Below are 24,558 nucleotides of genomic sequence, written 5' to 3' on the forward strand. Positions count from 1 at the left end.
TTGGCGCCGGCGGACAAGATTCTGCCGGCGCAACCGAATCACCTTCCCCGTCGCCGCTCGAACGACTCGATAAACAAAGCATTGTCCCCCGTGCTGCCAACGCTGACTCGCATGCACGTTTCATAACCAGCCTCGCGCCACGGCTTCACGATCACCCCATCCTCCAGCATCCGCCCAGCAAGCTTCGCGGCGTCCTCGCGGCAATCGAAGAACAGAAAATTCGCGCACGAACGCGCCGGATTTATTCCGAGCCGGATCAACGCAGTGCGCATCCACTCGCGCCCCGCACGAGCAGTCTCCACACTAGCCGCGACATGCGCCTGATCGTTAAACGCCACGGCCGCCGCCTGCTGTGCGATCTGGTTGATGTTGAACGGCGTGCGCACGCGATTCATCAGACCAGCTAGTTCCGGTGCCGATGCAACGCCATATCCCACCCGCAACGCCGCCAGCCCATAGGCTTTCGAAAAGGTGCGCAGCAACAACCACGGCAAGTCTGACTCACGCAGTATCGCGAGACTGTCCGGGTAACCGTCTTTATCGGCGGCGTATTCGAAATAGGCCTCATCCCACAACACAAGCGTCCTGGGCGACACCGCGTTCAACAGCCGACGCATCTCAGAAGCGTCCATCGCACAGCCAACCGGATTACTCGGATTACTAATGATCAACATCCGCGTTCGCGGTGAAACGGCGGCGATCAGCGCATCGACATCAAATTCGAAGTCAGCGCGCATCGGTACCGTAACGACCTCCGCGCCCACACTCTGCGGATAAATGATGTGCAAACCGAACGACGGGATCACGGTGATCACTTCATCGCCGGGAGCGAGAAACGTGTGCGCCGCAATGGCGAGCAAATCTTCAGAGCCGTTGCCGAACAACATCTGCTCGGGATCGACCGCGAGCCGTTCCGCAATCAGCGAACGCAACGCGCCGCATGACGGATCGGGATAAAGCGCAAGCGTGCCAGCCGTAGTGAACTCGGCAAGGTGCGCAAGCACGGCCGCGCTCGCACCTCGTGGATTTTCATTGCTGCCGAGCTTCGCGACATGCGGAACGCCATAGCGCGCCCGCACGAACTCCCCCGATAAGCCCGCGTTGTACGCAGGCAGGCCGCGCACTTCAGCACGCAGGTTTTCTATAAAAGCAGTCACGCTCATTGAGTTCCTTGTTCGTTGCGAGCGCTTCCGTCAACCACGGCAGGCAGCACCTTGCCGGGGTTGAGAATGCCGTGCGGATCGAGAGCATGTTTGATCGCCTGCATGCAGGCGAGTTCAGCGGGGCTGCGCGAGTAGCCCAGGAACGGTTGTTTAAGCACGCCAATGCCGTGTTCCGCCGATATCGATCCGCTGTAGTCACGAACCATGCCGTACAGCGCGAGGTCGACCTCTTCCACCGTCACGCCGGGAATCGAACGTGCATCGAGCGTGACATGCAGATTCGAGTCGCCGATATGGCCGAAGTACAAACCGTAATGCGTCGGCCAGCGTGCAGCGAAGTCCTTGCGGCAAGCATCGACGAAATGGCCGATCTCGCCTATCGGCAAGCTCACATCGAAATTGATCGGCTCGAGCTTGACCGGCAACTCGGCCGTCGCCTCGCGAATCGCCCACAGCGCCTGGGTCTCCGCCTGCGACTGCGCAACAACCGCATCAAGCACCACGCCCGCGTCAAGCTGTACATTGAGTGCCGATGCAAAACGCTCGCCGTGATCGTCGGAGAAACCGGCCTGTTCGATCAGCGCATAGAGCGGATAGGCCTGACCGAGCGGCGATTGCCGCGAGCGTGTCAGCGAAACACCGAAGTCGTAGAACTCCGGCCACATGATTTCGAACGCGCCGATTTCATCGCCGAAGGTCGATTGCAGCGAGCGCAGCAACGCGACCGCGCCGTCGTAATCGTTCAGCGCACACAGCGCGGTATTGCGTGCGGCGCGGCGTGGTTTCAGACGTAATACCGCGCGCGTGATGACCCCGAGCGTTCCCTCCGAACCGATGAACAGGTTGCGCAAGTCGTAACCCGTGTTGTTCTTGACCATCTTGTTCATCGAGCTCAGCACGCTGCCGTCGGCGAGCACGGCTTCGAGCCCAAGCACCTGGTCGCGGGCCGTACCGGACTGCAGCACGCGCACGCCGCCGGCGTTCGTGGCGAGATTGCCGCCGATCTGGCACGAGCCGCGCGCGCCGAGATCGAGTGCGAATTCGAAGCCCGCTCCCTGTGCGGCTTCCTGCACGGTTTGCAATGTCGTGCCGGCAAGCACGGTCATGGTCGCCGCCGCACGATCGATTTCTTCGATGCCGACAAGCCGTTCAAGCGACAAGCAGATATCAGCGCCGGACGGAATCGCACCACCCGCAAGCCCGGTCATGCCGCCCTGCGGGACAACGCTCTGACGCGCTTCATTACACAGGCGCAACACGGTGGCGACTTCGTCGGTCGAACGCGGCAGTACGACCGTCAAGGGTGCAACCGGCGAACGGCCACTCCAGTCACCGAGATAACGTGGTTCGATAGCGTCGCCGCAACGGACTGACTCCGCGCCGAGTGCATCTATAAGCGTTTGCACAATGGCTTTCACAGTGTGCTCAGCCATTCGCGTGTTTCTTTCTGTAACCCATCGAGTCGTTGATCCGCCCGAGAATGTAGTCACCTGCTGCCACCGGCTCATACAGCGGCTGCGCACCGGCAAGACCGAGATCGCGCGGATCCACGCTTGCGCCGTAGGTCGGATCGTAGAAGGTCGCGATCGAATAACGTTCCTGCCCGGAGCGATTGATCACGCGATGCAGCGTCGAGCGGAAACGATCATTCGACCAGCGGGCAAGCAAGTCGCCGACATTCACGACCAGCGTTCCCGGAATAGGCGGCGCGTCGATCCAGCTATCGGTCGCAAGCTCCTTCACCTGCAGACCGCCCACGTTGTCCTGCCACAGCAGCGTGATGCACCCGTAGTCCGTATGCGGTGCGACGCCGAATTGATCGGCATCCGACTTGGGCGCTTGCGGCGGGTAATACACCATCTGCGTGCGCTGCATACGCTTCGTGTATTTGCTCACGAAAAACGTTTCATCGATTTCCAGGCTCACCGCTACCGCACGCAACAGATCCGCACCGCACGCGCCGATCGCTTCGTAGTAGCTATACAGCGCCGGTTGCAGCGACGGCATGAAGTCGGGCCAATTGTTCGGACCGCGCAACGCCTCGCCCGCGAGCACGCTGGGATCGTCTTCCGGCAGCTCCAGTCCGATGCTGAAAAATTCCTTGTAGTCAGGCTTGGTGGCCTGATACATGACGGCGTCGCCGAGCGCATTAAAACCGCGATGCCGATGATTCACCGCGGCACGCCGCTTCACCTCCGGCGGATAAGCAAAGAATTCACGCGCAGCTTTCACCGCGCCTTCGAGCACATCAGTCGGCACGCCGTGATGGCTGACATAGAAGAATCCGATGCTCGTGCAGGCGTCGCGGATCGCGGCCGCGGCTTCGCGCAGTCCAACGGGATCCAACGCACGAACGGCCGCCAGGTCGACGACGGGGATGTGAGAAGTCGAGGTCATCCAGGTTGCTCCGAAGTTCCATAACCGTCTATACCGCAAGGCCCGAACGAGCCTCCACGCGATTCGACGGGCAACATGCCGGACCGGTGCAAGACGCGCGGCCGACAATCAAAATGGTTTCACTGCGCGCCGCCATGCTGTACATACACGGGACCCGCCACGACCGGAAATCCAGCGTCCCAACTCAGCCGCAATCGTCTGCGGACAGGCCATGAACGCCTGCCGAAATCCAGCTCAAGTGTCTGTATATACCGCCAATTAGGCGAATGCAACCCGGCGTTTTCGCGAACACCATCAGCCTTGAAATTTAGCGGCGCGAAGTATTTTTGACACGCTTGGCAACCCAAATTGACGGTATATACTGAAGCGCACCACATGCAGGTCGGCGCACCGGTGCGCACCTTTGCCCAAGCCGGGTGCACTTTTAATCAGGGGAGTCCAACAATGAATTTTTTCTCGAAGTGGAAGGGTCGTCTGCTCGTGGCCGCGCTGGTCGCGACAGCGGTTTCAGCTCACGCCGAAGACCAGCTCGCGAAGGTCAAGAAAGCGGGTGAACTGGTAGTCGGAACCGAGATGCAGTTCGCACCGTTCGACTTCCTGGAAAACGGCCAGCAACAAGGTTTCAACAAAGACTTCTTCGCCGAGCTCTCGAAAGACCTGGGCGTAACGGTGCGCTCCATCGACTTGCCGTGGCCGAGCGTGCTGCCCGGACTCGAAGCCGGCAAGTTCGACATTGTCAGCGGCCCGGTCACGATCACCAAGGCACGCATGGAGCGTTATGACTTCACGCTGCCTATTGCAGACGGCACGGTTGCGCTGCTCAAGCGCGCCAACGACGCGAGCATCAAGACCAACGCCGACGTCGCCGGCAAGGCAGTCGGAGGCGGCAAGGGTTCCGCGCAGCTCGACCAGTTGAAGCAGTACGTTGCCACGCTGCCGGGCAAGACAAGTGTGCGTGAGTACATCGACAACAACCAGGCCTATGCGGACCTCGCTGCCGGCCGGATTGTCGCCGTGGGCAATTCGCTGCCGAACATTGCGTATGTGGCCCGTCAGCGTCCCGATACGTTCGCCGTCGTGCAGCCGCCGTTCGGCACCAAGGTGTATTTCGGTTACCTCGGCCGCAAAGACGCGGACAGCAAGCCGCTCATCGACGCGATCAATCAGGCGATCGTCAAGATGCATGGCGATGGCCGTCTCGCCGCGCTGCAGAAGAAGTGGTTCGGCGTGACGATGGACACACCCACCACCATGCCGACGCCCAACTATTGAACCATTGATGCCCTGCAAGGCGCTCCGGCGCCTTGCTCCGTGCCGGACAGCCCATGTTCAGCCTTCATGCCTTGCTGGATGCTCTTCCCTACCTGATCAAGGCCGCGCAAGCCACGGTCCTGATTTCGCTCGTCGGGCTGGTGGTCGGTTTTGTTGTCGCGATCGCGGTATGCAGCGCGCGGCTCTCGAAGAACCCCTTCGTCTCGAAGCTGGGGGGCGCGTATGTCGGCTTCTTTCGCGGCGTGCCGCTGCTCGTGCAGCTTCTGCTTACCTACTATTTCCTGCCGTTCATCGGCATCAACGTGCCGCCGCTCGTGGCTGCTGCGGCCGCGGTATCGCTATGCGAAGCCGCTTATCTCGCCGAGATCCTGCGCGGCGGGTTTATCGGCATTCCGCATGGGCAGCTCGAAGCAGCGCAATTGCTCGGTTTGTCGCGGCTGCATGCCGTGTTGCGTATTCAAGTGCCTCAGGCGTTGCGCATGACAACACCGTCGCTCGTCAATGAAATGGTGATGCTGGTGAAAGCGTCGTCGCTGATCTCGGTGGTCGGTGTCGCCGACATCACGCGCACCGCGCAGAATATTGCCGCCAGTACGTATCGGCCGCTGGAAGCGTATGTTGCCGCGGGGCTGGTGTACCTGGTCATCAACGGTGCGTTGTCGCTGGCCGGGCATCGCGCTGAACGCCGCATGGCGCGAGCATAGGCAGGCATAAGCATGGCCGTTCAATTCGACCCCACCGTTCTTACCGACTCCCTCCCCGCGCTCGCCGAAGGTTTTGCGACGACCATCGCCGTATGGATCGGCGGTGTGATGATCGGCATGGTGATTGGTTTCGCCATCGCGTTGCTGCAGATATTTTGTGGCACATGGGTGCGCCGCTTCTTGCGCGCGTACATCGAGATCTTCCGCGGGACGCCGTTTCTCGTGCAGCTTTTCGTGCTGTATTACGGCGGCCCGTCGCTTGGACTTTCGCTTGAGCCGCTGACGGCCGGCATCGTCGGCCTGGGGCTTTATGGCAGCGCTTATTTTGCTGAAGCGTTCCGCTCCGGCTTTACATCGGTGCCACGCGGTCACATAGAAGCCGCCGAGTGTCTCGGCTTCACGCGGCTGCAGGTCATCATGCGGGTACAGTTGCCGCAGATGCTGGTGATCATCGTGCCGGCGCTGACCAACCTGATTATTGTGCTGAGCAAGGAAACCGCGGTGCTGTCGGTCGTCACCGTGCCGGAACTGACGTTTGTGCTGACGGGTATCGGCTCGGAGCGTTTTGCGTTCGTCGAGACCCTGCTCGCGCTGTGCGTGTGTTATCTCGTGCTAGTGGAACTGGCGTCGCGAGCCGGACAGTGGGTCGAGGTTCGCGTAGGCCGCTTCCTCACGCGGTGAACGTGCCTTGGTCCCAATCAACCTGAGCGTGGAATCATGAAGAAACCGAATTCTGGCAACACGCCTTCACCGGCTGAATATCTTGTCGATGCCCGGCATGTCGGCAAGCATTTCGGTGCGCTGAAAGTCCTCGACGACGTCTCGCTCGCCGTGCGCAAGTCGGAAGTGACGTGCATCATCGGACCGTCGGGATCGGGGAAAAGCACCTTGCTGCGCTCGCTCGCGTTCCTCGAGGAATACAGCGAAGGCGAGATCTATATTGAAGGCGAATTGATCGGTTATGTCACCGACCGCAACGGCCAGCGCGTGCGTGCACCGCAAGCCGAGATCAACCGCGTTCGGCGAAATGTCGGCATGGTGTTCCAGCAGTTCAATCTGTGGCCGCACATGACGGCCGTTGAAAACGTGGCCGAGGCGCTGGTGCGCGTACGCAAACTCCCCAAGGCCGAAGCCCGCAAGCGGGCACTCGCCATGCTCGACAAGGTCGGCCTCGCCGACCGCGCGGACAATCATCCGGCTCGGCTGTCCGGCGGCCAGCAGCAACGTGTGGCGATCGCCCGCGCGCTGGCCATGGAACCGCACATCATGCTCTTCGACGAACCCACCTCCGCGCTCGATCCGGAGCTGGTCGGCGAAGTGCTGCAGGTCATGAAGAACCTCGCGAACGACGGCATGACGATGGTCATCGTCACGCATGAAATGGGTTTCGCCGCGCAGGTCGCCGATACGGTCGTGTTCATCGATCATGGCAAGATCGCTGCGCAAGGATCGCCCGAGGACGTGTTTCACAACGCACAGCAACCGAGGCTTCGACAGTTCCTGCAGAACTATCTCGACCGGAACGCGTTCTGGGCGCGTCGCGAGGAGCCGCCAGCGAGCGCGGTTCCGGCGGCCACCGAACCTGCGCGACTTAACGAAACCTGAGCGAGACATGAATACAAACGGTCTTTCGAACCCAGCATCTTCAGCCGCGCCGCTCGCGCGCTACGAGCGTGTGAAGGAACATATCCGCACACGTATCCTCTCCGGTGAGTGGCGGCCTGGCGATCGAATCCCCTCAGAGATGACGCTGGTCGGCGAACTCGGCGTGTCGCGCATGACGATCAACCGCGCGTTGCGTGAACTCACCGAGCAAGGCGTATTGACGCGTTTTTCAGGCGTAGGGACGTTTATCGCGGAAGAAAAACCGCAGTCCACGCTGCTGATGATCGCGCATATAGGCGACGAGATTCGCGCTCGCGGACATGAGTATAGTTATGCGATCGTGCTGGCCGCGCGCGAGGCGGCGGCCAGCGATGTCTCCGCGGCACTCGGCCTCGCGCCGGGAGCATCGGTGTTCCATGTCGTGTGTGTGCATCGCGAGAATGGCGTGCCGGTGCAGCTTGAAGACCGTTACGTGAATCCCGAAGTCGCGCCGCATTTTCTCGAGCAGGATTTCGCGACGGTGCGGCCATCGGAGTATCTGTTCAACACCGTGCCGGCGCACGAGGTCGAGCACGTGGTGGACGCGGTGCTGCCCTCGCGTGCGGATGCGCGACTGCTTGAGATCGGTCCGGACCAGCCTTGCCTGACGCTCGTGCGACGGACCTGGGCGAACCATGTCGCGGTGACGTTCGCGCGCTTCGTGCATCCTGGGACGCGGTATCGGCTGGGATGCCGGTTCGGCGGCGACAGCATGCAGCGGCAGAGTTGACCCCCACTGCAAAGCGCGCTTAAACCGCGCCTTCAGATTCGAAGTGCAGTGGGCAAAACCCCGCGATTGTCCCGTTCGTTACCTGCTTCGCGATCGCCACGATATCCGGAGCGAAGTAATGATCGAGCGCGTAATGTTCGACGTCTGCGCGAATCGATTGCATGACCGGCTGCAGACGCGGACTCGTCTGATGTGGTGCGCGCAGGTCTACGCCTTGAGCGGCAGCGAGCAATTCGATAGCGAGAATATGCGCCACGTTCTCCGCGATATACCCCAGCTTGCGAGCCGCGAACGTTGCCATCGAAACGTGATCTTCCTGATTCGCCGATGTCGGCAACGAATCGACGGACGCCGGATGCGCGTAGGTCTTGTTCTCTGATGCAAGCGCCGCAGCCGTCACGTGAGCAATCATGAAGCCCGAGTTCACGCCGCCATCGCGGACGAGAAACGGCGGCAAACCGGAGAGTGTTGCGTCGATCAGCAACGCGATCCGGCGCTCCGCCAGCGCACCAATTTCCGCGGCGGCAAGGGCGAGGTTATCGGCGGCGAACGCAACGGGTTCCGCGTGGAAGTTGCCGCCCGAAAGCACTTCGCCAGTGTCCGGGAAGATCAGCGGGTTATCCGATACCGCATTCGCTTCGATCAGCAAGACGCCGGCTGCATGACGCATCTGGTCGAGGCACGCGCCCATCACTTGCGGCTGGCATCGCAGGCTGTACGGGTCTTGCACCTTGTCACAACCAGCATGCGAGATGTTAATGCCCGAGCCTTCCAGCAAGGTGCGATAGGCAGCGGCCGCATCGATCTGTCCGGCGTGGCCGCGCAACGCATGGATGCGGGCGTCGAAGGGAACGACGGAACCCATCGCGGCATCGACTGAGAGCGCGCCCGATACCAGCGCCGTGCGGTACAGGTCTTCAATAGCGAACATGTTGTACAGCGCCAGCGCGGTGGAAGCCTGCGTGCCGTTGAGCAGCGCGAGACCTTCCTTGGCCTGCAACGTCAGGGGCTCGAGCCCGGCGACGCGCAAGCCTTCCAGCGCACTCGCGCGCTCACCGCGGATCGTCACTTCACCAATACCCAGCAACGCCGTCGACATATGCGCGAGCGGCGCGAGATCGCCCGATGCGCCAACAGAGCCTTTCACAGGGATTACCGGCAAGATGTCCGCGTTGAACAGCGTGATCATCGCGTCCATCACAACGCGTCGAATGCCCGAGTGGCCGCGCCCGAGACTCGACAGCTTCAGCGCCATCAGCAGACGCACGACCGGCGGCGCCATTGGCTCACCTACTCCCACCGCATGCGACAACACGAGATTGCGTTGCAGGAGTTCAAGCTGATCGGCGGGAATATGCGTGTTCGCCAGCCGCCCGAAACCCGTGTTGATGCCGTAGGCCGGCAGCCCCTTCGCGGCGATGTCCTCCACCGCTTTCGCGCAGGCATCGATGGCGGCGTGGCTCGCCGGGTCCAGTTCCAGCTGGACGCGTTCCCGCGCGATACGGCGCAGTTGGGGCAGTGTCAGTTTGCCGGGGGTGAGCTTGATCATCGGGTCGTCCTTTTTAGGCTTCGGCGCCATCTTGTCTATACAAGAGAATAACCCCGAGTCTAGGACAACAAAATCGGTATATACAAGAGGTTTTTTGGGGTGCGGATGGAGGAAGGTGCTGAAAGCGGTTTGCGATGGTCTTACCCGATAAGTACAAACGCTTTGAAAAAATCTAGCTAACAGGTGCAATATATTTGGGTTAACCCTTATTCGCCGACATTCCAGTAAAACCTGAAACCACAATCCAGCCCTGTCTATACCGCCTCACCCGCTTACCGCCCGCCACTCAGTGCCGTAGCCGCTGCCGCGGTACGTGTTTCCACGCCCAGCTTCTCGAAGATATGCTCAAGGTGCTTGTTCACCGTCCGGGGTTTCATCCCCAGAATTTCGCCGATATCCCGATTCGTCTTGCCTCGCGACAACCATAACAACACCTCCGCCTCGCGCTGCGTCAGCCCGAAACGCATTGCCAGACCTGCTGTGTCGCGGCCGTCGGCATGCTCCTCGAAAACCACGATCCACGTCCCGCGATTCGCCGCGCCCGCAATACGCGCGACCAACCGCTCGCCGCCCGGGAGAATCTCGACGGTCTGTGCCCGATCCTCGTCCGGAGCGGCGGAATAATCCAGCAGCCAGTTCGTCAGCGGCCCCGGTAGCCGCGTCAGTGGAGCCGCCGCCGTCATCGCCACGTTGCTGTCGCTGCCGTAGAAATGTGCCAGCCGTGAGGGTACCAGCGCGCTATGCCAGTGCACTTCGCCCTGGGCCGTCGCGATCACGGCCGCGCGCGAGTTCAGTTCGAGCACAATATCCGCATGACGTTGACTCGCTGCCCGGCGAACGTGCGCGGCGATCCGTGCGACGACTTCATCGGGGCGAATCGGCTTGGTCACATAATCGATGCCGCCAACCCTGAAACCCTGCACCACATGCTGCGTGTCGGCCAGCGCGGTCATGAAGATCACCGGAATGTGCTTGTAGAGATCGTTACTCTTGATCTGCTCACAGGTCTCGAAGCCGTCCATGCCAGGCATGATTGCATCGAGCAGAATGACGTCGGGGGTAAGGCGCGCGATGCGTTCGAGCGCCGAGGCGCCATCGAGTGCGACCAGCACCGCGTAGCCCGCGGTTACGAGCGCGCTCGAGAGCATGGCGAGGTTGTCCGGCGTGTCATCGACAATAAGCACCACTGGGCGTCCCAGTGGAATATCAGGCTGCATCGGGTGTCGCTCCATTGGGTGTCACCCCATCAACCGCGCGCAATTGCCGGTCAAGGTCGTCAAGCATGAAACGGCGTGCCGATTCACGCAGCGGCGCGAGGGTATCGGCGAGTTCGGGATGGTTTTGCCCGGCTTCATCGAGTTGCGCCACAAAACCTTCCATGTACCCAAGTTCAAGGAAGCGGCGAAGCTCATGGGCGAGCATCGCGGGTAGCGGCAGCATGGTTTGCGCGGGCGCTGCGACGGCGTCGGCATGGTCGGACGCATCGGTCAGCCACTCGAAGCCGAGCAAGGCTGCGACCTTGTCGAGCAGCAAGGGCAAGTGCAGCGGCTTCGCGAGGTAATCGTCGCAGCCGGCAGCAGCGCCCTTCTCCAGATCGCCCGCAAATGCGTTGGCTGACAAGATCAGAATGGGCGCTTCGCTCAGCCGATGCTCGCGAATAAGCTTGCTTGCTTCGAATCCGTCCATCGATGGCATCGCAACGTCCATCACGATCAGGTCGACGCTATGCGTGGCGAGAAGTTGTAGCGCCTGCGGTCCACTGCTCGCTTCGATCATGGTGAAACCGAGCGGTTCAAGCACGCTGGTGACAATGCGACGCTGGTCCGTGAGGTCGTCCGCTACAAGGATGGAACGGCGCGGTCCCGGATACCCCAGCACGTTGCTCGGACGCGTGACAAGCACGCGTGGATCGCGTACTTCCGGCAGGAACAGTTGCAAGACGAAACGCGTGCCGGACCCTACCCGGCTCTGCACGTCCAGACGGCCGCCCATCATTTCCGTCAACAAGCGGCAGATGGTTAGCCCAAGGCCGGTGCCGTGATCGTTGGGACGCGCCGCTTCGCCGCGTTCGAAAGGCAGGAAGATCGCTTCCAGTTGCTCGTCCGGAATGCCCGAACCGGTGTCTTCTATCTCGAACGTCGCGAGACCCCATGCATGACTCGTGCGCAATCTGACCGACCCATGCGATGTGAAGCGGACAGCATTGCCCAGCAGATTGATCAGGATCTGGCGGACGCGTTTTTCATCGGCGCGAACCACGTCCGGGATGCGGCCGCTTGTCTCCAGATGGAATGCCAGCCCCTTCTCCGCCGCTTGCGGTTCCATCATTGCGCCGAGCTGCGTCAAGAGGTCGGGCAGCGCCACCTCGGAGACATCGAGCTGCAACTTGCCGGCTTCGATGCGCGCGACGTCCAGGAGGCCATCCACCAGCGCCAGCAGATGCTCACCGCTGCGATAGATGGTCGCGAGCGCGTCGCGTTGTGGCGCATCGACAGCGCCTGAACCGCGCAGCAGCAACTGTGCGTAGCCGAGGATGCTGTTGAGCGGCGTTCGCAGTTCGTGGCTCAGGCCGGTCACGTAGCGGCTCTTGGCTCGATTGGCGGCATCGGCGGCGGCGCTGGCTTGCTGCAGGCGGGCATCGGTCAGACGGTGCGCCTCGATTTCCTGCATCAGCAGCAAGGTCTGCCGTTTCGATTCCTCTTGCGTCACCGCACGGCTTTCCTTGGCGAGCACGAGCCACCACACGCCAATGCAACCGACCAGCGCCAGCGCAAAAAATGCCTTGAGATAACCGCGCAGCAGCGTATCCAGCGCGCTCTCGTTGCTGGTCGCGAGGGTCATTGCGGTCTGGCTATACGAGAGATAAAGCATCGCGCCAAGCAGCGACAACGTGACGGTCAGATAGATCAGATAGCGCCCCACGCGCAGCGTCTGCGACGTGGGCGCAAGCGTTGGAAATGCCCGCTTCAATGCGACCGTCAATTGCGACGAGAAACGTGCGTGCGGCTTGCATGTATCGCCGCAACGCGAATCGAGCGAGCAGCACAGCGAACAGATAGCGCCCGCATAGGCCGGGCACGAGGCCATGTCCTCGCGCTCGAACTGGTTCTCGCAGATCACGCAGCGCAGCACCGAACCCGCTTCGAGATCAGCGCTGCCGCGAGCGAGATAAAAGCGTCCACGGGTCGCAAACGCGATCAACGGCGCACAGACGAACGCAACCGCCAACGCGATAAACGGCGCCAGCGCATGCGCGATTTCGCCGAGATAACCCGCTTGCGAGAGTGCCGCTGCAATCGACGCAACCAGCATCGCGCCGACGCCTACCGGGTTGACGTCGTAGAGATGAGCACGCTTGAACTCGACGTCCTTCGGGCTGTATCCGAGCGGCTTGTTGATCACGAGATCGCCGACAAGCGCGCCGATCCACGCAATCGCGACATTCGAATACAGCGCAAGCACCTTGCCGATCGCGCCGAACACACCGAGCTCGACCAACATCAACGCGATCAACACATTGAACACAAGCCAAACGACCCGGCCGGGATGGCTGTGCGTGAGCCGCGCAAAAAAATTCGACCACGCGAGCGAGCCCGCATACGCGTTCGTCACGTTGATCTTGACCTGCGAGACGATCACAAAAAGCGTGGTGGCGGCCAGCGCAAAGCCAGGGGAATCGAAGACATAGCGGAACGCGACGAGATACATCTGCGTCGGTTCGGTGGCATGCGATGGATCGATCTGGTTCTGCAACGCGAGGAACATCAGGAACGCGCCACCCAGCATTTTCAATGCGCCTGGCACGATCCATCCGGGACCGGCGGCCAGCATCGCGCACCACCAGCGCACCCGGTTCTTCGCCGTGCGCGGCGGCAGGAAACGCAAGAAGTCGACCTGCTCGCCGATCTGCACCACCAGCGCAAAAATCACCGTGCAGGCCGCGCCGAACGGCATCAGGCTGAATTCCCGCCCGCCTTGCGTATAGCCCGCGAAGGTCGCCCAGTCCGAGAACAAATGTGGCTCGCGGATCAGGATGGCGATATACGGAGCGATCAGCAACACGATCCACACGGGCTGCGTCCAGCTCTGCAAGCGGTTGATCAGCGTAATGCCAAACGTCACGAACGGCACGATCGCGAACGCGCTGATCAGGTACGCGACCGCGATCGGCATGTGGAAATACATCTCCAGCGCAAGCGACATGATGGCCGCTTCGAGCGCGAAGAAAATAAATGTAAAGCCCGCATAAATCAACGACGTGACCGTCGAACCGAGATAACCGAACCCCGCACCGCGCGTCAGCAGGTCCATGTCGACGCCGCAATTCGCCGCGTAATAGCTGATGGGCAAGCCGGTCAAAAAGATCAGCACCGAGGTCACCACTATCGCCCATACCGTGTTCGCAAAGCCATAGTTCAGGGCAAGCGATCCGCCGATAGCTTCCAGCGCGAGAAACGAAATTGCGCCCAACGCCGTGTTCGCGACCCGGAATTCACTCCACTTTCGAAACGACCTGGGCGTGAAACGTAGCGCGTAGTCCTCGAGCGTTTCGTCGGCGACCCAGGCGTTGTAGTCACGCCGGATCTTGACGATGCGTTGAGTACCGAGCGCGGGCGCAGCGGCGGGGGAATCGGATGGGTCCATGACTCTCGCGGATGCCGGTTGGGGCCGAATGGGCACAAAACGCGTCACGGCTGCTGAGGCGGAGGTCCTCCGCCGAAGCAAACATTGCACGCGTCGCGTCGTGAGTCTAGCGATCCATAAATACCCGCGCTGTACGTCAAAAGACGTATTTCGGCGCGCGTATCGGCCACTTAACTTCTGCCCCATGCCAGCGCAACGCCATAGCGCCGGAACCCTAGCCCACGCAGCCAACTACGAGCCTCCCAGGAGAATGTCCCATGCCTTTTGACGATCAGCACGACGCGCCCGACACAGCCGGTTCCTCCGACAGCCGGGAGGCGATCTCCCAACGCCGCCGCAAGCTGCTGCTAGGAATTGCTGCCGCGCCGGCGCTCGCCGCGCCCGCTTTCGCCTTCGGCCAGTCGATGTCGACCGCCCAGGTGAACACGACCAAGCTCGCCGTCACGGATACCGAAGTCACCGTCGGCCAGCTCCATTCCGCCACGGGCACCATGGCGATCTCCGAGACCGGTTCGATCCAGGCCGAGCGCCTTGCCATCGACCAGATCAACGCAGCGGGCGGCGTGCTCGGCCGCAAGATCAAGATTATTCAGGAAGATGGCGCGTCCGACTGGCCGACCTTCGCCGAGAAGTCGAAGAAGCTGCTGGAAAACGATCACGTGGCTTGCGTGTTCGGCTGCTGGACCTCGGCGTCGCGCAAAGCCGTACTGCCGATCTTCGAGCGTGACAACGGCCTGCTGTACTACCCGACCTTCTACGAAGGGCTGGAGCAATCGAAGAACGTTTTCTATACCGGCCAGGAAGCGACCCAGCAAATTTTGTGGGGGCTGAACTGGGCATCCGAGACGAAGAAAGCCAAGTCGTTTTTCCTGATCGGCTCGGACTACATCTGGCCGCGCACCTCGAACAAGATTGCGCGCAAACATATTGAAGAACACCTGCACCTGAAGGTGGTCGGCGAAGAGTACTATCCGCTCGGTCAGACGAATTTCAACTCGCTTATCAACAAGATCAAGATCGCGAAGCCCGATTGCATCTACGCGATCATCGTCGGCGGTTCGAACGTCGCGTTCTACAAACAATTGAAAGCAGCCGGCATTACCGCCGACAAACAATTCCTGCTGACCATCTCGGTGACCGAGGACGAGGTGCTTGGCATCGGCGGGGAAAACTTCGCGGGCTTCTATTCCGCGATGAAGTATTTCGAGTCGCTCGATAACGCCAACAACAAGGCGTTCGTATCCGCGTTCAAGGCGAAGTACGGGCCGAAATCCGTGATCGGCGACGTCACGCAGGCGGCCTATCTCGGGCCCTGGTTATGGAAGGCCGGGGTCGAGAAAGCAGGCAGCTTCGATGTCGACAAGGTCGCGGCGGCCTCCGCCGGCATCGAGTTGAAAACAGCGCCCGAAGGTTACGTGAAGATCCACCCGAACCATCACTTGTGGAGCCGGACGCGCATTGGCATGGCGCAAGCCGATGGGCAGTTCAAGGTGGTCGCGGAGTCGCCGGATCTGATCGAACCGAATCCGTTCCCGAAGGGTTATCAGTAATCCGTCAGCCCTCTGCGTGGTGCGCGAACGTGTGCCACGCCCGGCACTTTGCTTGAAGGAACCCGCCATGTCGGCCACCGATATTCTGAACATTACGCTGATGCAAGGCTTCGCCGGCCTGAGCCTCTTTAGCGTGTTGCTGTTGATGGGCCTCGGCCTCGCGGTGATTTTTGGACAGATGGGCGTCATCAACATGGCGCACGGCGAGTTCATGACCATCGGGGCGTACACGGTGTACGTCTTCTCGAAGTGGGCCGAGTCGATGGGCGTTGTCGCCACGAATATGTTCCTGCCGATGGCCATCGTCGCCGCATTCGCGATTGCATTCGTGTTCGGCTGGATCGTTGAATGGCTGCTGATCCGCCACTTATACCGGCGCCAGCTGGACACGCTGCTCGCTACCTGGGGCCTGAGCCTCGCGATGCAGCAGATGTTCCGCTCGACCTTCGGTCCGAAGGAGGTCAGCCCGACGCTGCCTGACTGGCTGATGGGATCGTGGTCGCCCGCGCCAGGTCTCGACATCCCGATCAACGGGCTGTTCGTGATGTGCCTCGCTATCGTGCTCACGGCAGGTGTGCTGGCAGCCATGTATCGCTCACGCTGGGGTCTGCGGGTGCGTGCAACCGTCAATAACCGGACGATGGCCAACGCCGCCGGCATCGATACAAAGCGCACTGACCGGCTCACCTTTGCGATCGGCTGCGGCATGGCGGGTGTGGCGGGCGCGGCGTTCACGACCATCGGTTCGACCGGACCCACGAGCGGGTCGCTGTATATCGTCGACTCGTTCCTCGTTGTCACGTTCGGCGGCGCGGCCAGCTTGCTCGGCACCGTCGCTTCGGCCTTCGGCATTGCGCAAACCCAGTCGATCAGCGAGTTCTTTCTTACCGGCTCGTCGGCGCGCGTGATTACGTTGCTGACCGTCGTGCTGATCCTGATGGCGCGTCCGCAGGGACTCTTTGCGTCGAAGGTGCGGCGTGTCTGAGCCTGCTGAATCCGTCCCCCTCTCACCGGAGTTCGCCATGAACCGCGTTACCGATTCGCCGCCCGCTCCCGCTCCATCGCGAATGGCAGCGCTGCGCGACTGGCTCGCTTACAGAGGCTTCGGCAGCTTCGTGCTGCTTGCGCTTGTATTACTGGTGGTCATGCCGTTGATGCTCGACGTGTTCCGTCTCAACCTGGTAGGCAAGTACCTGACCTATGCATTCGTCGCCATCGGCCTCGTCATGGCCTGGGGTTATGCGGGTGTGCTGAGTCTCGGCCAAGGGGTGTTCTTCGGGCTCGGCGGCTACTGCATGGCGATGTTTCTCAAGCTCGAAGCATCGGACCCGGTCAGCACGAAAATCCAGTCGACGCCCGGCATCCCCGACTTCATGGACTGGAACCAGCTTAAAGCGTTGCCGTGGTTCTGGAAGCCCTTCGAGCACTTGCCTTTCGCGATCGCGGCGGTGCTGATTATCCCGACGGCGCTCGCCTTCGTGATCGGCTTTGCGATGTTCAAGCGGCGCGTAGGCGGTGTCTACTTCGCGATCATCACGCAAGCTATCGCGCTGATTCTCTCGGTGCTGATCATCGGCCAGCAGGGGTATACGGGCGGCGTGAACGGCATCACCGACCTGAAGACGATGCTCGGCTGGGACATCCGTCCCGACTCCGCGAAGATCGTCCTGTACTTCGTCAATGCCGTGCTCCTGCTGCTCGCCATCCTGTTCTGCCGGCTGGTGCAGACAAGCAAACTCGGCACGCTACTGCTCGCGATGCGCGACAAGGAAGACCGCGTGCGGTTCTCCGGCTACGACGTCGCCATGTTCAAGGTCTTCGCGTTCTGCCTCGCTGCGCTGCTCTCGGCTATCGGCGGCGCGATGTTCACGCTGCAGGTCGGGTTCATGTCGCCGTCGTTCGTCGGCATCGTGCCGTCGGTCGAGATGGTGATCTATGCGGCCGTCGGTGGGCGCATGTCGCTGGTGGGTGCTGTGTACGGCACCCTGCTCGTGAACTTTGGCCGGACGTATTTCTCCGAGAGCTTTCCGAACCTGTGGCTGCTGTTGATGGCGGCACTTTACATAGGCGTGGTGATGGCGTTCCCCGATGGTCTTGCGGGCTTGTACGAGGCGCATGTGAAGCCGCGTATCGCTTCAGTCTTGCGCCGTGTCGGCCGGAATGGCCGCAGCCGTTCCACCCTCGGGAGCCCGTGATGAGCAATACCGACTTCCTGCTGGCGGTCGAAGACCTGAGTGTGTCTTTCGACGGTTTTAAAGCCATCGATGCCCTCAATCTCTACGTGGACCGCGGCGAATTGCGCGTCGTGATCGGACCCAACGGCGCGGGCAAGACCACCCTGCTCGACCTGATCTGCGGACGCACAGCGGCAAGCAGCGGTTCGATCAAGTTCAAGAACGTAGAGATGACGTCGATGGCCGAGTTTCGCATCGTGCGGGCGGGTATCGGGCGCAAGTTCCAGACGCCGTCCATCTATGAAAACCTGAGCGTGTTCCAGAATCTGGAGGTGTCGTTTCCGCGTGGACGTGGTGTGTTTGGGGCACTGGCGTTCCGCTGTACAGCCGATGTTCGCGAGCGAGTGCAGGAGGTAGCCGAGGAGATCGGGCTCGCTGCGTTGCTGCCGACCGAAGCCGGCCTGTTGTCGCACGGGCAGAAGCAGTGGCTTGAGATCGGCATGCTGCTGATGCAGGATCCTGAGCTGTTGATGCTCGATGAACCCATCGCTGGAATGAGTGTGCGTGAGCGTGAGATCACTGCCGAGTTGCTGACGAAGATCTGCCAGAACCGGTCGATGATCGTCATCGAACACGACATGGAGTTCGTCGCACGGATCGCGCACAAGGTCACCGTGATGCATCAGGGGAAGATCCTCGCCGAAGGTCCGATGGAACAGGTGCAGAACGACCCGCGCGTGATCGATGTGTATCTGGGACATTGAGGAGACAACGACCATGTTGCACGTTAAAGACGTATTCGTTAGCTACGGACAAAGCGAGGCGCTGCACGGGGTCTCGTTCGAAGCTGCCCGCAACGAGATCGTGGCGATCATGGGCCGCAACGGCATGGGCAAGACCACGCTCTTCAAGGCGCTGATGGGCGTGCTGCCCGTAAAAGGTGGCGCGATAGAACTGGACGGCGCGGATGTTTCGAAGGATGAAAGCTTTCGGCGTGTGGCCAAAGGACTTGCTTACGTGCCTCAGGGACGGCAGATATTTTCATCGCTGAGCGTGGAGGAGAATATTCGCACCGGCATGGAGCAGGTTAGATCGCGAAGGATTCCGGACGAAATATATGCCCTCTTTCCGGTGCTCTACGAAATGCGCAATCGCAAGGGCGGCAACCTGTCCGGCGGGCAACAACAGCAGCTTGCCATCGCCCGGGCGCTCGTCAGCGAGCCCAAGGTCCTGCTGCTCGACGAACCCACCGAAGGTATTCAACCTTCGGTCATCAAGGACATCGCACGAGCGCTGCACGAGATCCGCAAGCTGCGCGAGATCACCATCGTTGTGTCCGAGCAGGTCCTGAGTTTTGCTATGGACGTGGCGGACCGGCTCTTCGTGATCGAAAGCGGTCGGCTGGTCCATGAAAGCCCACGCGACGCCACCGATACCGCCCGCATCCGGCAATTCCTGTCCGTTTGACGCGGGTTTGACGAGCAGGCCATTTGTTCGCCGGTGCAGCCGGTACTTATAAAGGAGAGTTACATGCCCGATACGCTTATCAAGGTCGACCTGAACCAGTCCGCTTTCGACAACGAGCAGGTTCACAACCGCTGGCATCCGGACATTCCGATGGCATGCTGGGTCAAACCCGGCGACGACTTCGTGCTCGAGACCTACGACTGGACCGGCGGTTTCATCAAGAACAACGATTCCGCCGATGACGTGCGCGACATCGACTTGTCCATCGTCCATTTTCTCTCTGGACCCGTAGGCGTTCACGGTGCCGAGGCAGGCGATCTGCTGGTGGTGGACCTCCTCGACATCGGCACCAAGGCGGACAGCCAGTGGGGGTTCAATGGCTTTTTCTCAAAGCAGAACGGCGGCGGTTTTCTCACCGAGCATTTCCCGCATGCGCAGAAAAGTATCTGGGATTTTCACGGACTTTTCACCGACTCACGTCACATTCCCGGCGTCAGTTTTGCGGGGCTGATCCATCCGGGTTTGATCGGTTGCCTGCCGGACCCGGAGCTACTTGAAACCTGGAACGATCGCGAGATTGGTTTTATCGCGACGCAACCTGACCGGGTCCCGCCGCTGGCAAATGCGCCGTTCGCGCCGACCGCGCACATGGGCAAGCTGCAAGGCGCCGCGCGCGATACCGCGGCTGCGACCGGTGCGCGTACCGTGCCGCCGCGCGAGCACGGCGGCAATTGCGACATCAAGGATCTATCGCGTGGCTCGAAGATCTACTTCCCGGTGTACGTGGATGGCGCGGGCCTCTCGGTAGGCGACCTGCATTTCAGCCAGGGAGATGGTGAAATCACGTTCTGCGGCGCGATTGAAATGGCCGGCTGGGTGCACATGAAAGTGGACCTGATCAAAGGCGGCATGGCGAAATACGGCATCAAGAATCCGATCTTCAAGCCGAGTCCGATCACGCCCCACTACAACGACTACCTGATCTTCGAAGGCATTTCCGTCGATGAAGCCGGCCAGCAGCATTACCTCGATGTACACGTGGCGTATCGGCAGGCGTGCCTGAATGCGATCGAATACATGACCAAGTTCGGCTACTCGCGCGCGCAGGCTTATTCGATACTCGGCACGGCGCCGGTGCAGGGGCATATCAGCGGAGTTGTCGATATCCCGAATGCCTGTGCAACCCTATGGCTGCCGACGCAAATCTTCGACTTCGATATCAGCCCGAATGCTGCCGGACCGATCAAGCATGTCAAGGGAGGAATAGACCTGCCGTTGTCGCTGGATCTCTAGCCGATCATTTTGAATGCGGTCCCGGCTTGCGGGGGCAATCCGGGAATCGCGAAAACGAGGACATGACATGCCGACGTATGAATACGAATGTGCTTTCTGCGGTCCCTTCGACGCAAGGCGTGCCATGGCCGAGCGCGACACGCCCGCAAGCTGCCCCTCGTGCGAAACCTTTTCAGCCCGGGTCATACGCAGCGCGCCGCAGTTGTCCTCGCTTGGCCAGACAACGCGATCAGCACATGCAGTAAACGAACGCTCGTCCCATGAACCCGTTCGCTCGTCTGCTCACGGTGCGGGGTGTGGTTGCTGCTCGGGCAAGATCAAACTGCCGCGCTCGGCCGAGGCGCAAGCGGCACCGCGTACAGCCGGTGGCCGGCCGTGGATGATCAGCCACTAGGCACGCAAAGCGGCCATCAGATACCCGCTTTATGCGCGGTGAAAATCAATCGCAGACCGAGCAAGGTAATAGCGCCCGCTGCAACACGATCGATCCATTTCTTTGCGCGCAGATAAACCTCACGCGGACGGCGGCTTGAAAAGCACAACGCGACAACGGTGTACCACCCTGCTTCTATTGCGAAGATCATGGGCGGCAAGAGCAGATAACACCAGAGCGGCGGATGCTGCGGCAACAGGGCAGCGAAGATACTGCCGTACCAGATGGCCGTCTTGGGATTGCTCAGTTGCGTAGTGAGACCGATCCAGAACGACTTACGCAAGTTGTGGTTTTGCGCGTCACGCCCGTCGTCCACGACCAACGGGCTGGATGCTCCGCGCCAGATCTTCGAGGCGATGTAGATCAGGTAGAGCCCGCCGGCAACTTTCAGCCCGACATAGAGCCATTCAACGGCCGACAGCAGCGTATAAAGCCCGGCAAGCGCAATCCCGCTGAAGAAGACTCCGCCAACGCCCATGCCCAGTGCGGTCGCGAGTCCATCGGACCGGGACAAACCGATTGCGTTGCGCGCAACCAGCACGAAGCTCGGACCGGGACTTATCGCGCCCACTAATAGCGCGGCAAGAATGGCTGCAACGGCGGCTAAGGCGGTCATCGGCGTTCTCCTGGAAGTCGTGGTGAAGGGTGCGATTTCTAGAAAATAACACGAGCGGACGGGGGCGTGTGTTTAGACCCGTCCTGCTGCGCTCGAGCCTCCTAGGCCCTCAGACTTCCTGCAATAGCATCCTGCAGGATCGTCAACGCGCTATCTATCTCTGTCTCGCTGATAGTCAACGGCGGCGCGAGCCTGAACACCCCGCCGAAGCCCGGCAATTGCACAATGTTCATATGCAGCCCGAGTTCGAGGCAGCGCTGCGTGATCGCGCCGGAAAGCTCAGGCGCGGCCGATTTTGTTTCCCTGTCGCCGACAATTTCTATCCCGAGCATCAGGCCTCGTCCACGCACGTCGCCGATGCAATCGAAACGGCTTTGCAGCGATTTGAGCCCTTCATACAGCCTTGCGCCGACGACCGTGGCGCGCCTGACCAAATTATCCCTCTCGACAATATCGATGACCTTGAGCCCGACGGCAGCGGGCATCGGATCGGAAACGTGGGTCGTGTAGAACAGGAAACCGCGCTCATGGCAACGCGCCTCGATCTCAAGCGTCGTCAGTACGGCGGCCAGCGGTATGCCTGCGCCAAGCGTCTTCGATAACGTCAGGATGTCGGGCACCACTCCGTCGCGTTCGCACGCGAACATCGTGCCGGTGCGCCCAAGGCCCGTTTGCGCTTCGTCGACGATCAGCATCATGCCGCGCGCCGCGCACTTGGCATGCAGCGCGCGCATATAGCCCAGCGGCAGTTCGATCAGCCCGCCCGAGCTCAGGATCGGTTCGGCGATAAACGCAGCTAGATTCCCCGTGGACTGCCGGTCAAGCAGGTCGAACGCGTAATCGAGTTCGGCGGCCCAGTCGTAGGCGCCGTTGTGTTCGAATCGCGGCCGGTATGGATACGGCGCTGGGATCGCGAACGATCCGACGGCCGCGGGACCGTAACCCTTGCGCCCGGCGCTATAAGTCGCCGAGGCCGCACCTCCGGTCATGCCATGCCACGACTGCGCGAAACTGACGACCTCGTATTTTCCGGTAGCGAGTTTTGCCATCCTGAGTGCAGCCTCGTTAGCCTCGGCGCCGGTGCTTAGGAGCAGTGAGCGCTCAAGGCCCTTGGGCGCGATGCCGGCAAGACGCGTCGCCAGTTCCACAACCGGGCGCGACAGCATGCCGCTGAACAGGTGCGTGAGATTACGCGCGCTCTCTGCAATAACCTCGGCTATTTCCGGATGCGCGTGGCCCAGTACCGCGCTCATTTGCCCCGACGTGAAATCGAGAATTGCGCGACCCGTCGAATCATAGACATAGCTGCCGCTCGCGCGTTCTATGATCACTGGCGAAAACGAGCCGCCGTAACGGATCAAATGGCGTTGAGCGTCTGACCAGAACTGCGAGTCTGATTGAGCCGGCATGGATGAGCCTCACGAAAGTTGGATATGGTGGGTTGGCATCGCGCCTTCGGCGTCCAGCGCGAAGACGAGCGCTTGCGCACTTGCCGCGGCGTGACGTCTCGCCGCGCGCCAGCTTTCGTTGTCGAACGCGACCTGAAGATTTCCGGTGTCGTCGCCAGCACGACGAGCCTCATGATCCATTTTTGCCTGCGCAACGGTTGAACAAGGGCTCCAGCCTATCAGGTGGTACGACGCCCAAGCGCTTTTTCCCGTCTCGCCTTTCGCCCACGGCGACCATGATAATCCGACATAAAACGCTCATCTTCGGGCGAGCGTCCCGCGCCGGGGCCGGCGGTAGTCGGGCTTATTGCGCGCTGACCGGCATAAGGTTTCCGCCAGACAATTTGTAGATGGTCACCGGCGCGTCGATCCAGTCCCCCTGATCGTCGAACTTGACCGGGCCCAGAATGCTCGCGGACAGTGCTTGAGAAATTTAAACGCGCACCGTAGCGCTATTGCCCGTAGTCACTGTCCCTACCGAGCGTACGAAGATCCCTCTTCATCGAGTATCGCCTTCAACTCAGCCAGGTGCTGATCGGCGAAACCCGCGTAATCCTCCGTCCATTGCCGCGCCGTTTTCTGCGCGACGCGCGCCGAGGCAATACGCAACGGCTTTCCCGTCATTTGCGCGGTGACATACGTCTCGCACGCCCGCTCGAAATAATAGAGATCGTCAAATGCCTGCGCGACCGTCGCCGACGCCACAAGGACGCCATGCTGCCCCATGAGCATCACCGGCTTGCCATCCAGCGCCTGACTCACCCGCTGCGCCTCATCGCCGAGACCCATGCCGTCGAAGCCCGTATCGATCACCACGCGCTCAAAAAAGCGCATGCAGTTCTGATCGAGTGGCGGCAGCACCGGGTCTTGCAGGCAGGAGAGCACCGTCGCATATTTCGAATGGACGTGCAGGATGCAACGCGCGTATGGATGCTGCTTATGAATCTCCGAATGAAGCGCCCATGCGGTGATATCGGGCGCGTCCGGCCGGTCGATTGTCTGCGCGTCGTTGGCGTCCACCAGCAGCAGATCACTCGCCTTGACGCGAGAAAAGTGCTTGCCACTAGGGTTAATCAGGAATTTCGTTCCATCGTCCGAGACCGCGACGCTGAAGTGATTGGCAATCGATTCGTGCATGCCGAGTCGCGCAGCCCAGCGAAAGGCGCACGCAAGATCGACGCGTTGCTGACGGTGTTCAAGCATGACAGCATCTCTTTTGCTGGCCATTAAAACCAGCCCATGGCTTTGGGTCCGAAGTTGAAATCGCTTTGCCGGTTGCCGGATCAATGACATCGCGGCGGCTGCCGCTGGCTGCCTCGGTCCGTTCGCCATCGATGTAGAGGAAATTTGCGTCCATGAAGTCTCCTTGAAGGGGCGGCGCTCGCGTCATCGGATGCATGAAACGCCGGCATTCGAAGCGGACTATAAGCTCGCCATTTTCCGACTACCTGATCGAAAGCGACGTAACGGAGAC

The 24,558-nt window shown here is 60.9% G+C and carries 23 protein-coding genes; 13 read left to right on the top strand and 10 right to left on the bottom strand.

All coding sequences use genetic code 11. From position 1 onward, the window contains the following. Nucleotides 1-38: 38 nt before the first annotated feature. Genes hisC through M0D69_RS28335 form a run of 3 tightly spaced genes read right to left on the bottom strand, consistent with a single transcriptional unit; the run spans nucleotide 39 to nucleotide 3,560 of the window. Entirely contained in the window at nucleotides 39-1,163 is a 1,125-nt protein-coding gene (gene hisC, locus M0D69_RS28325; RefSeq protein ID WP_301785172.1) for a histidinol-phosphate transaminase, read from the bottom strand. Beyond that, nucleotides 1,160-2,596 (bottom strand): FAD-binding oxidoreductase, encoded by a 1,437-nt coding sequence (locus tag M0D69_RS28330; RefSeq protein WP_301785173.1) that lies wholly within the window; start codon nucleotides 2,594-2,596, stop codon nucleotides 1,160-1,162. Before M0D69_RS28330 ends, hisC begins: the two co-directional genes overlap by 4 nt. Beyond that, nucleotides 2,589-3,560 (bottom strand): isopenicillin N synthase family oxygenase, encoded by a 972-nt coding sequence (locus M0D69_RS28335; RefSeq protein ID WP_301785174.1) that lies wholly within the window; start codon nucleotides 3,558-3,560, stop codon nucleotides 2,589-2,591. The genes M0D69_RS28330 and M0D69_RS28335 overlap by 8 nt, the downstream gene beginning before the upstream one ends. Nucleotides 3,561-4,004: 444 nt before the next feature. Between M0D69_RS28335 and M0D69_RS28340 the strand changes: the two genes are divergently transcribed. The 5 genes from M0D69_RS28340 to hutC are packed head-to-tail and all read left to right on the top strand — an operon-like array spanning nucleotide 4,005 to nucleotide 7,910. Next, nucleotides 4,005-4,832 carry a transporter substrate-binding domain-containing protein gene (locus tag M0D69_RS28340; RefSeq protein ID WP_301785175.1) on the top strand — a complete coding sequence of 276 codons (828 nt, stop codon included), beginning with the start codon at nucleotides 4,005-4,007 and terminating at the stop codon, nucleotides 4,830-4,832. 53 nt (nucleotides 4,833-4,885) lie between these two features. Further along, nucleotides 4,886-5,536: an amino acid ABC transporter permease gene (locus M0D69_RS28345; RefSeq protein ID WP_301785176.1), complete on the top strand. Its 651-nt coding sequence runs from the start codon at nucleotides 4,886-4,888 to the stop codon at nucleotides 5,534-5,536. 12 nt (nucleotides 5,537-5,548) lie between these two features. After that, a complete protein-coding gene (locus tag M0D69_RS28350; protein WP_301785177.1) occupies nucleotides 5,549-6,217 on the top strand; it encodes an amino acid ABC transporter permease in 669 nt (222 codons plus the stop codon). 36 nt (nucleotides 6,218-6,253) lie between these two features. After that, on the top strand, nucleotides 6,254-7,141 hold the full coding sequence (locus tag M0D69_RS28355; protein WP_301785178.1) for an amino acid ABC transporter ATP-binding protein: 888 nt from the start codon (nucleotides 6,254-6,256) through the stop codon (nucleotides 7,139-7,141). Nucleotides 7,142-7,148: 7 nt separating this feature from the next. Then, entirely contained in the window at nucleotides 7,149-7,910 is a 762-nt protein-coding gene (hutC, locus tag M0D69_RS28360) for a histidine utilization repressor (RefSeq protein ID WP_122179250.1), read from the top strand. A 19-nt stretch (nucleotides 7,911-7,929) separates the two neighbouring features. Here the strand turns inward: hutC and hutH are convergent, their stop codons facing one another. The 3 genes from hutH to M0D69_RS28375 form a co-directional block, all read right to left on the bottom strand. Further along, a complete protein-coding gene (gene hutH / locus M0D69_RS28365; RefSeq protein ID WP_301785179.1) occupies nucleotides 7,930-9,459 on the bottom strand; it encodes a histidine ammonia-lyase in 1,530 nt (509 codons plus the stop codon). 272 nt (nucleotides 9,460-9,731) lie between these two features. Beyond that, the gene (locus tag M0D69_RS28370; RefSeq protein ID WP_301785180.1) at nucleotides 9,732-10,676 is read right to left on the bottom strand and encodes a response regulator transcription factor; all 945 of its coding nucleotides are present in this window, start codon (nucleotides 10,674-10,676) and stop codon (nucleotides 9,732-9,734) included. Next, nucleotides 10,666-14,103 (bottom strand): ATP-binding protein, encoded by a 3,438-nt coding sequence (locus M0D69_RS28375; protein ID WP_301785181.1) that lies wholly within the window; start codon nucleotides 14,101-14,103, stop codon nucleotides 10,666-10,668. Before M0D69_RS28375 ends, M0D69_RS28370 begins: the two co-directional genes overlap by 11 nt. A gap of 257 nt (nucleotides 14,104-14,360) precedes the next feature. Between M0D69_RS28375 and urtA the strand changes: the two genes are divergently transcribed. The 7 genes from urtA to M0D69_RS28410 all read left to right on the top strand — a co-directional run bounded on the left by urtA (nucleotide 14,361) and on the right by M0D69_RS28410 (nucleotide 20,981). Further along, complete coding sequence (urtA, locus tag M0D69_RS28380) at nucleotides 14,361-15,653, top strand: urea ABC transporter substrate-binding protein (protein ID WP_301785182.1); 1,293 nt, start codon at nucleotides 14,361-14,363, stop codon at nucleotides 15,651-15,653. Between the two features lie 67 nt (nucleotides 15,654-15,720). Then, on the top strand, nucleotides 15,721-16,638 hold the full coding sequence (gene urtB, locus M0D69_RS28385) for an urea ABC transporter permease subunit UrtB (protein ID WP_301785183.1): 918 nt from the start codon (nucleotides 15,721-15,723) through the stop codon (nucleotides 16,636-16,638). A gap of 82 nt (nucleotides 16,639-16,720) precedes the next feature. Further along, the gene (urtC, locus tag M0D69_RS28390) at nucleotides 16,721-17,848 is read left to right on the top strand and encodes an urea ABC transporter permease subunit UrtC (protein WP_301785217.1); all 1,128 of its coding nucleotides are present in this window, start codon (nucleotides 16,721-16,723) and stop codon (nucleotides 17,846-17,848) included. Further along, entirely contained in the window at nucleotides 17,848-18,591 is a 744-nt protein-coding gene (gene urtD, locus M0D69_RS28395; RefSeq protein ID WP_301785184.1) for an urea ABC transporter ATP-binding protein UrtD, read from the top strand. The genes urtC and urtD overlap by 1 nt, the downstream gene beginning before the upstream one ends. A gap of 13 nt (nucleotides 18,592-18,604) precedes the next feature. Beyond that, complete coding sequence (urtE, locus tag M0D69_RS28400) at nucleotides 18,605-19,294, top strand: urea ABC transporter ATP-binding subunit UrtE (protein ID WP_301785185.1); 690 nt, start codon at nucleotides 18,605-18,607, stop codon at nucleotides 19,292-19,294. Between the two features lie 63 nt (nucleotides 19,295-19,357). After that, nucleotides 19,358-20,587, top strand: coding sequence for a formamidase (fmdA, locus tag M0D69_RS28405; RefSeq protein WP_301785186.1), 1,230 nt, complete (start codon nucleotides 19,358-19,360; stop codon nucleotides 20,585-20,587). A gap of 67 nt (nucleotides 20,588-20,654) precedes the next feature. Beyond that, nucleotides 20,655-20,981 (top strand): zinc ribbon domain-containing protein, encoded by a 327-nt coding sequence (locus M0D69_RS28410; protein WP_301785187.1) that lies wholly within the window; start codon nucleotides 20,655-20,657, stop codon nucleotides 20,979-20,981. 16 nt (nucleotides 20,982-20,997) lie between these two features. On the opposite strand, the gene M0D69_RS28415 is transcribed toward M0D69_RS28410, so the two are convergent. Both M0D69_RS28415 and M0D69_RS28420 read right to left on the bottom strand, forming a co-directional pair. Next, the gene (locus M0D69_RS28415; protein ID WP_301785188.1) at nucleotides 20,998-21,636 is read right to left on the bottom strand and encodes a LysE family translocator; all 639 of its coding nucleotides are present in this window, start codon (nucleotides 21,634-21,636) and stop codon (nucleotides 20,998-21,000) included. A 101-nt stretch (nucleotides 21,637-21,737) separates the two neighbouring features. Next, nucleotides 21,738-23,045 carry an aspartate aminotransferase family protein gene (locus tag M0D69_RS28420; protein ID WP_301785189.1) on the bottom strand — a complete coding sequence of 436 codons (1,308 nt, stop codon included), beginning with the start codon at nucleotides 23,043-23,045 and terminating at the stop codon, nucleotides 21,738-21,740. A 24-nt stretch (nucleotides 23,046-23,069) separates the two neighbouring features. Between M0D69_RS28420 and M0D69_RS28425 the strand changes: the two genes are divergently transcribed. Next, nucleotides 23,070-23,246, top strand: a complete 177-nt coding sequence (locus M0D69_RS28425) for a hypothetical protein (RefSeq protein WP_301785190.1) — start codon at nucleotides 23,070-23,072, stop codon at nucleotides 23,244-23,246. Nucleotides 23,247-23,558: 312 nt separating this feature from the next. Here the strand turns inward: M0D69_RS28425 and M0D69_RS28430 are convergent, their stop codons facing one another. Together M0D69_RS28430 and M0D69_RS28435 are read right to left on the bottom strand one after the other, a co-directional pair. Continuing rightward, the gene (locus tag M0D69_RS28430) at nucleotides 23,559-24,287 is read right to left on the bottom strand and encodes a class II aldolase and adducin N-terminal domain-containing protein (protein WP_301785191.1); all 729 of its coding nucleotides are present in this window, start codon (nucleotides 24,285-24,287) and stop codon (nucleotides 23,559-23,561) included. Continuing rightward, on the bottom strand, nucleotides 24,280-24,441 hold the full coding sequence (locus tag M0D69_RS28435; RefSeq protein WP_301785192.1) for a hypothetical protein: 162 nt from the start codon (nucleotides 24,439-24,441) through the stop codon (nucleotides 24,280-24,282). The genes M0D69_RS28430 and M0D69_RS28435 overlap by 8 nt, the downstream gene beginning before the upstream one ends. Nucleotides 24,442-24,558: the final 117 nt, after the last annotated feature.

The organism is Caballeronia sp. SEWSISQ10-4 2, from assembly GCF_030464885.1.
Lineage (GTDB): Bacteria > Pseudomonadota > Gammaproteobacteria > Burkholderiales > Burkholderiaceae > Caballeronia.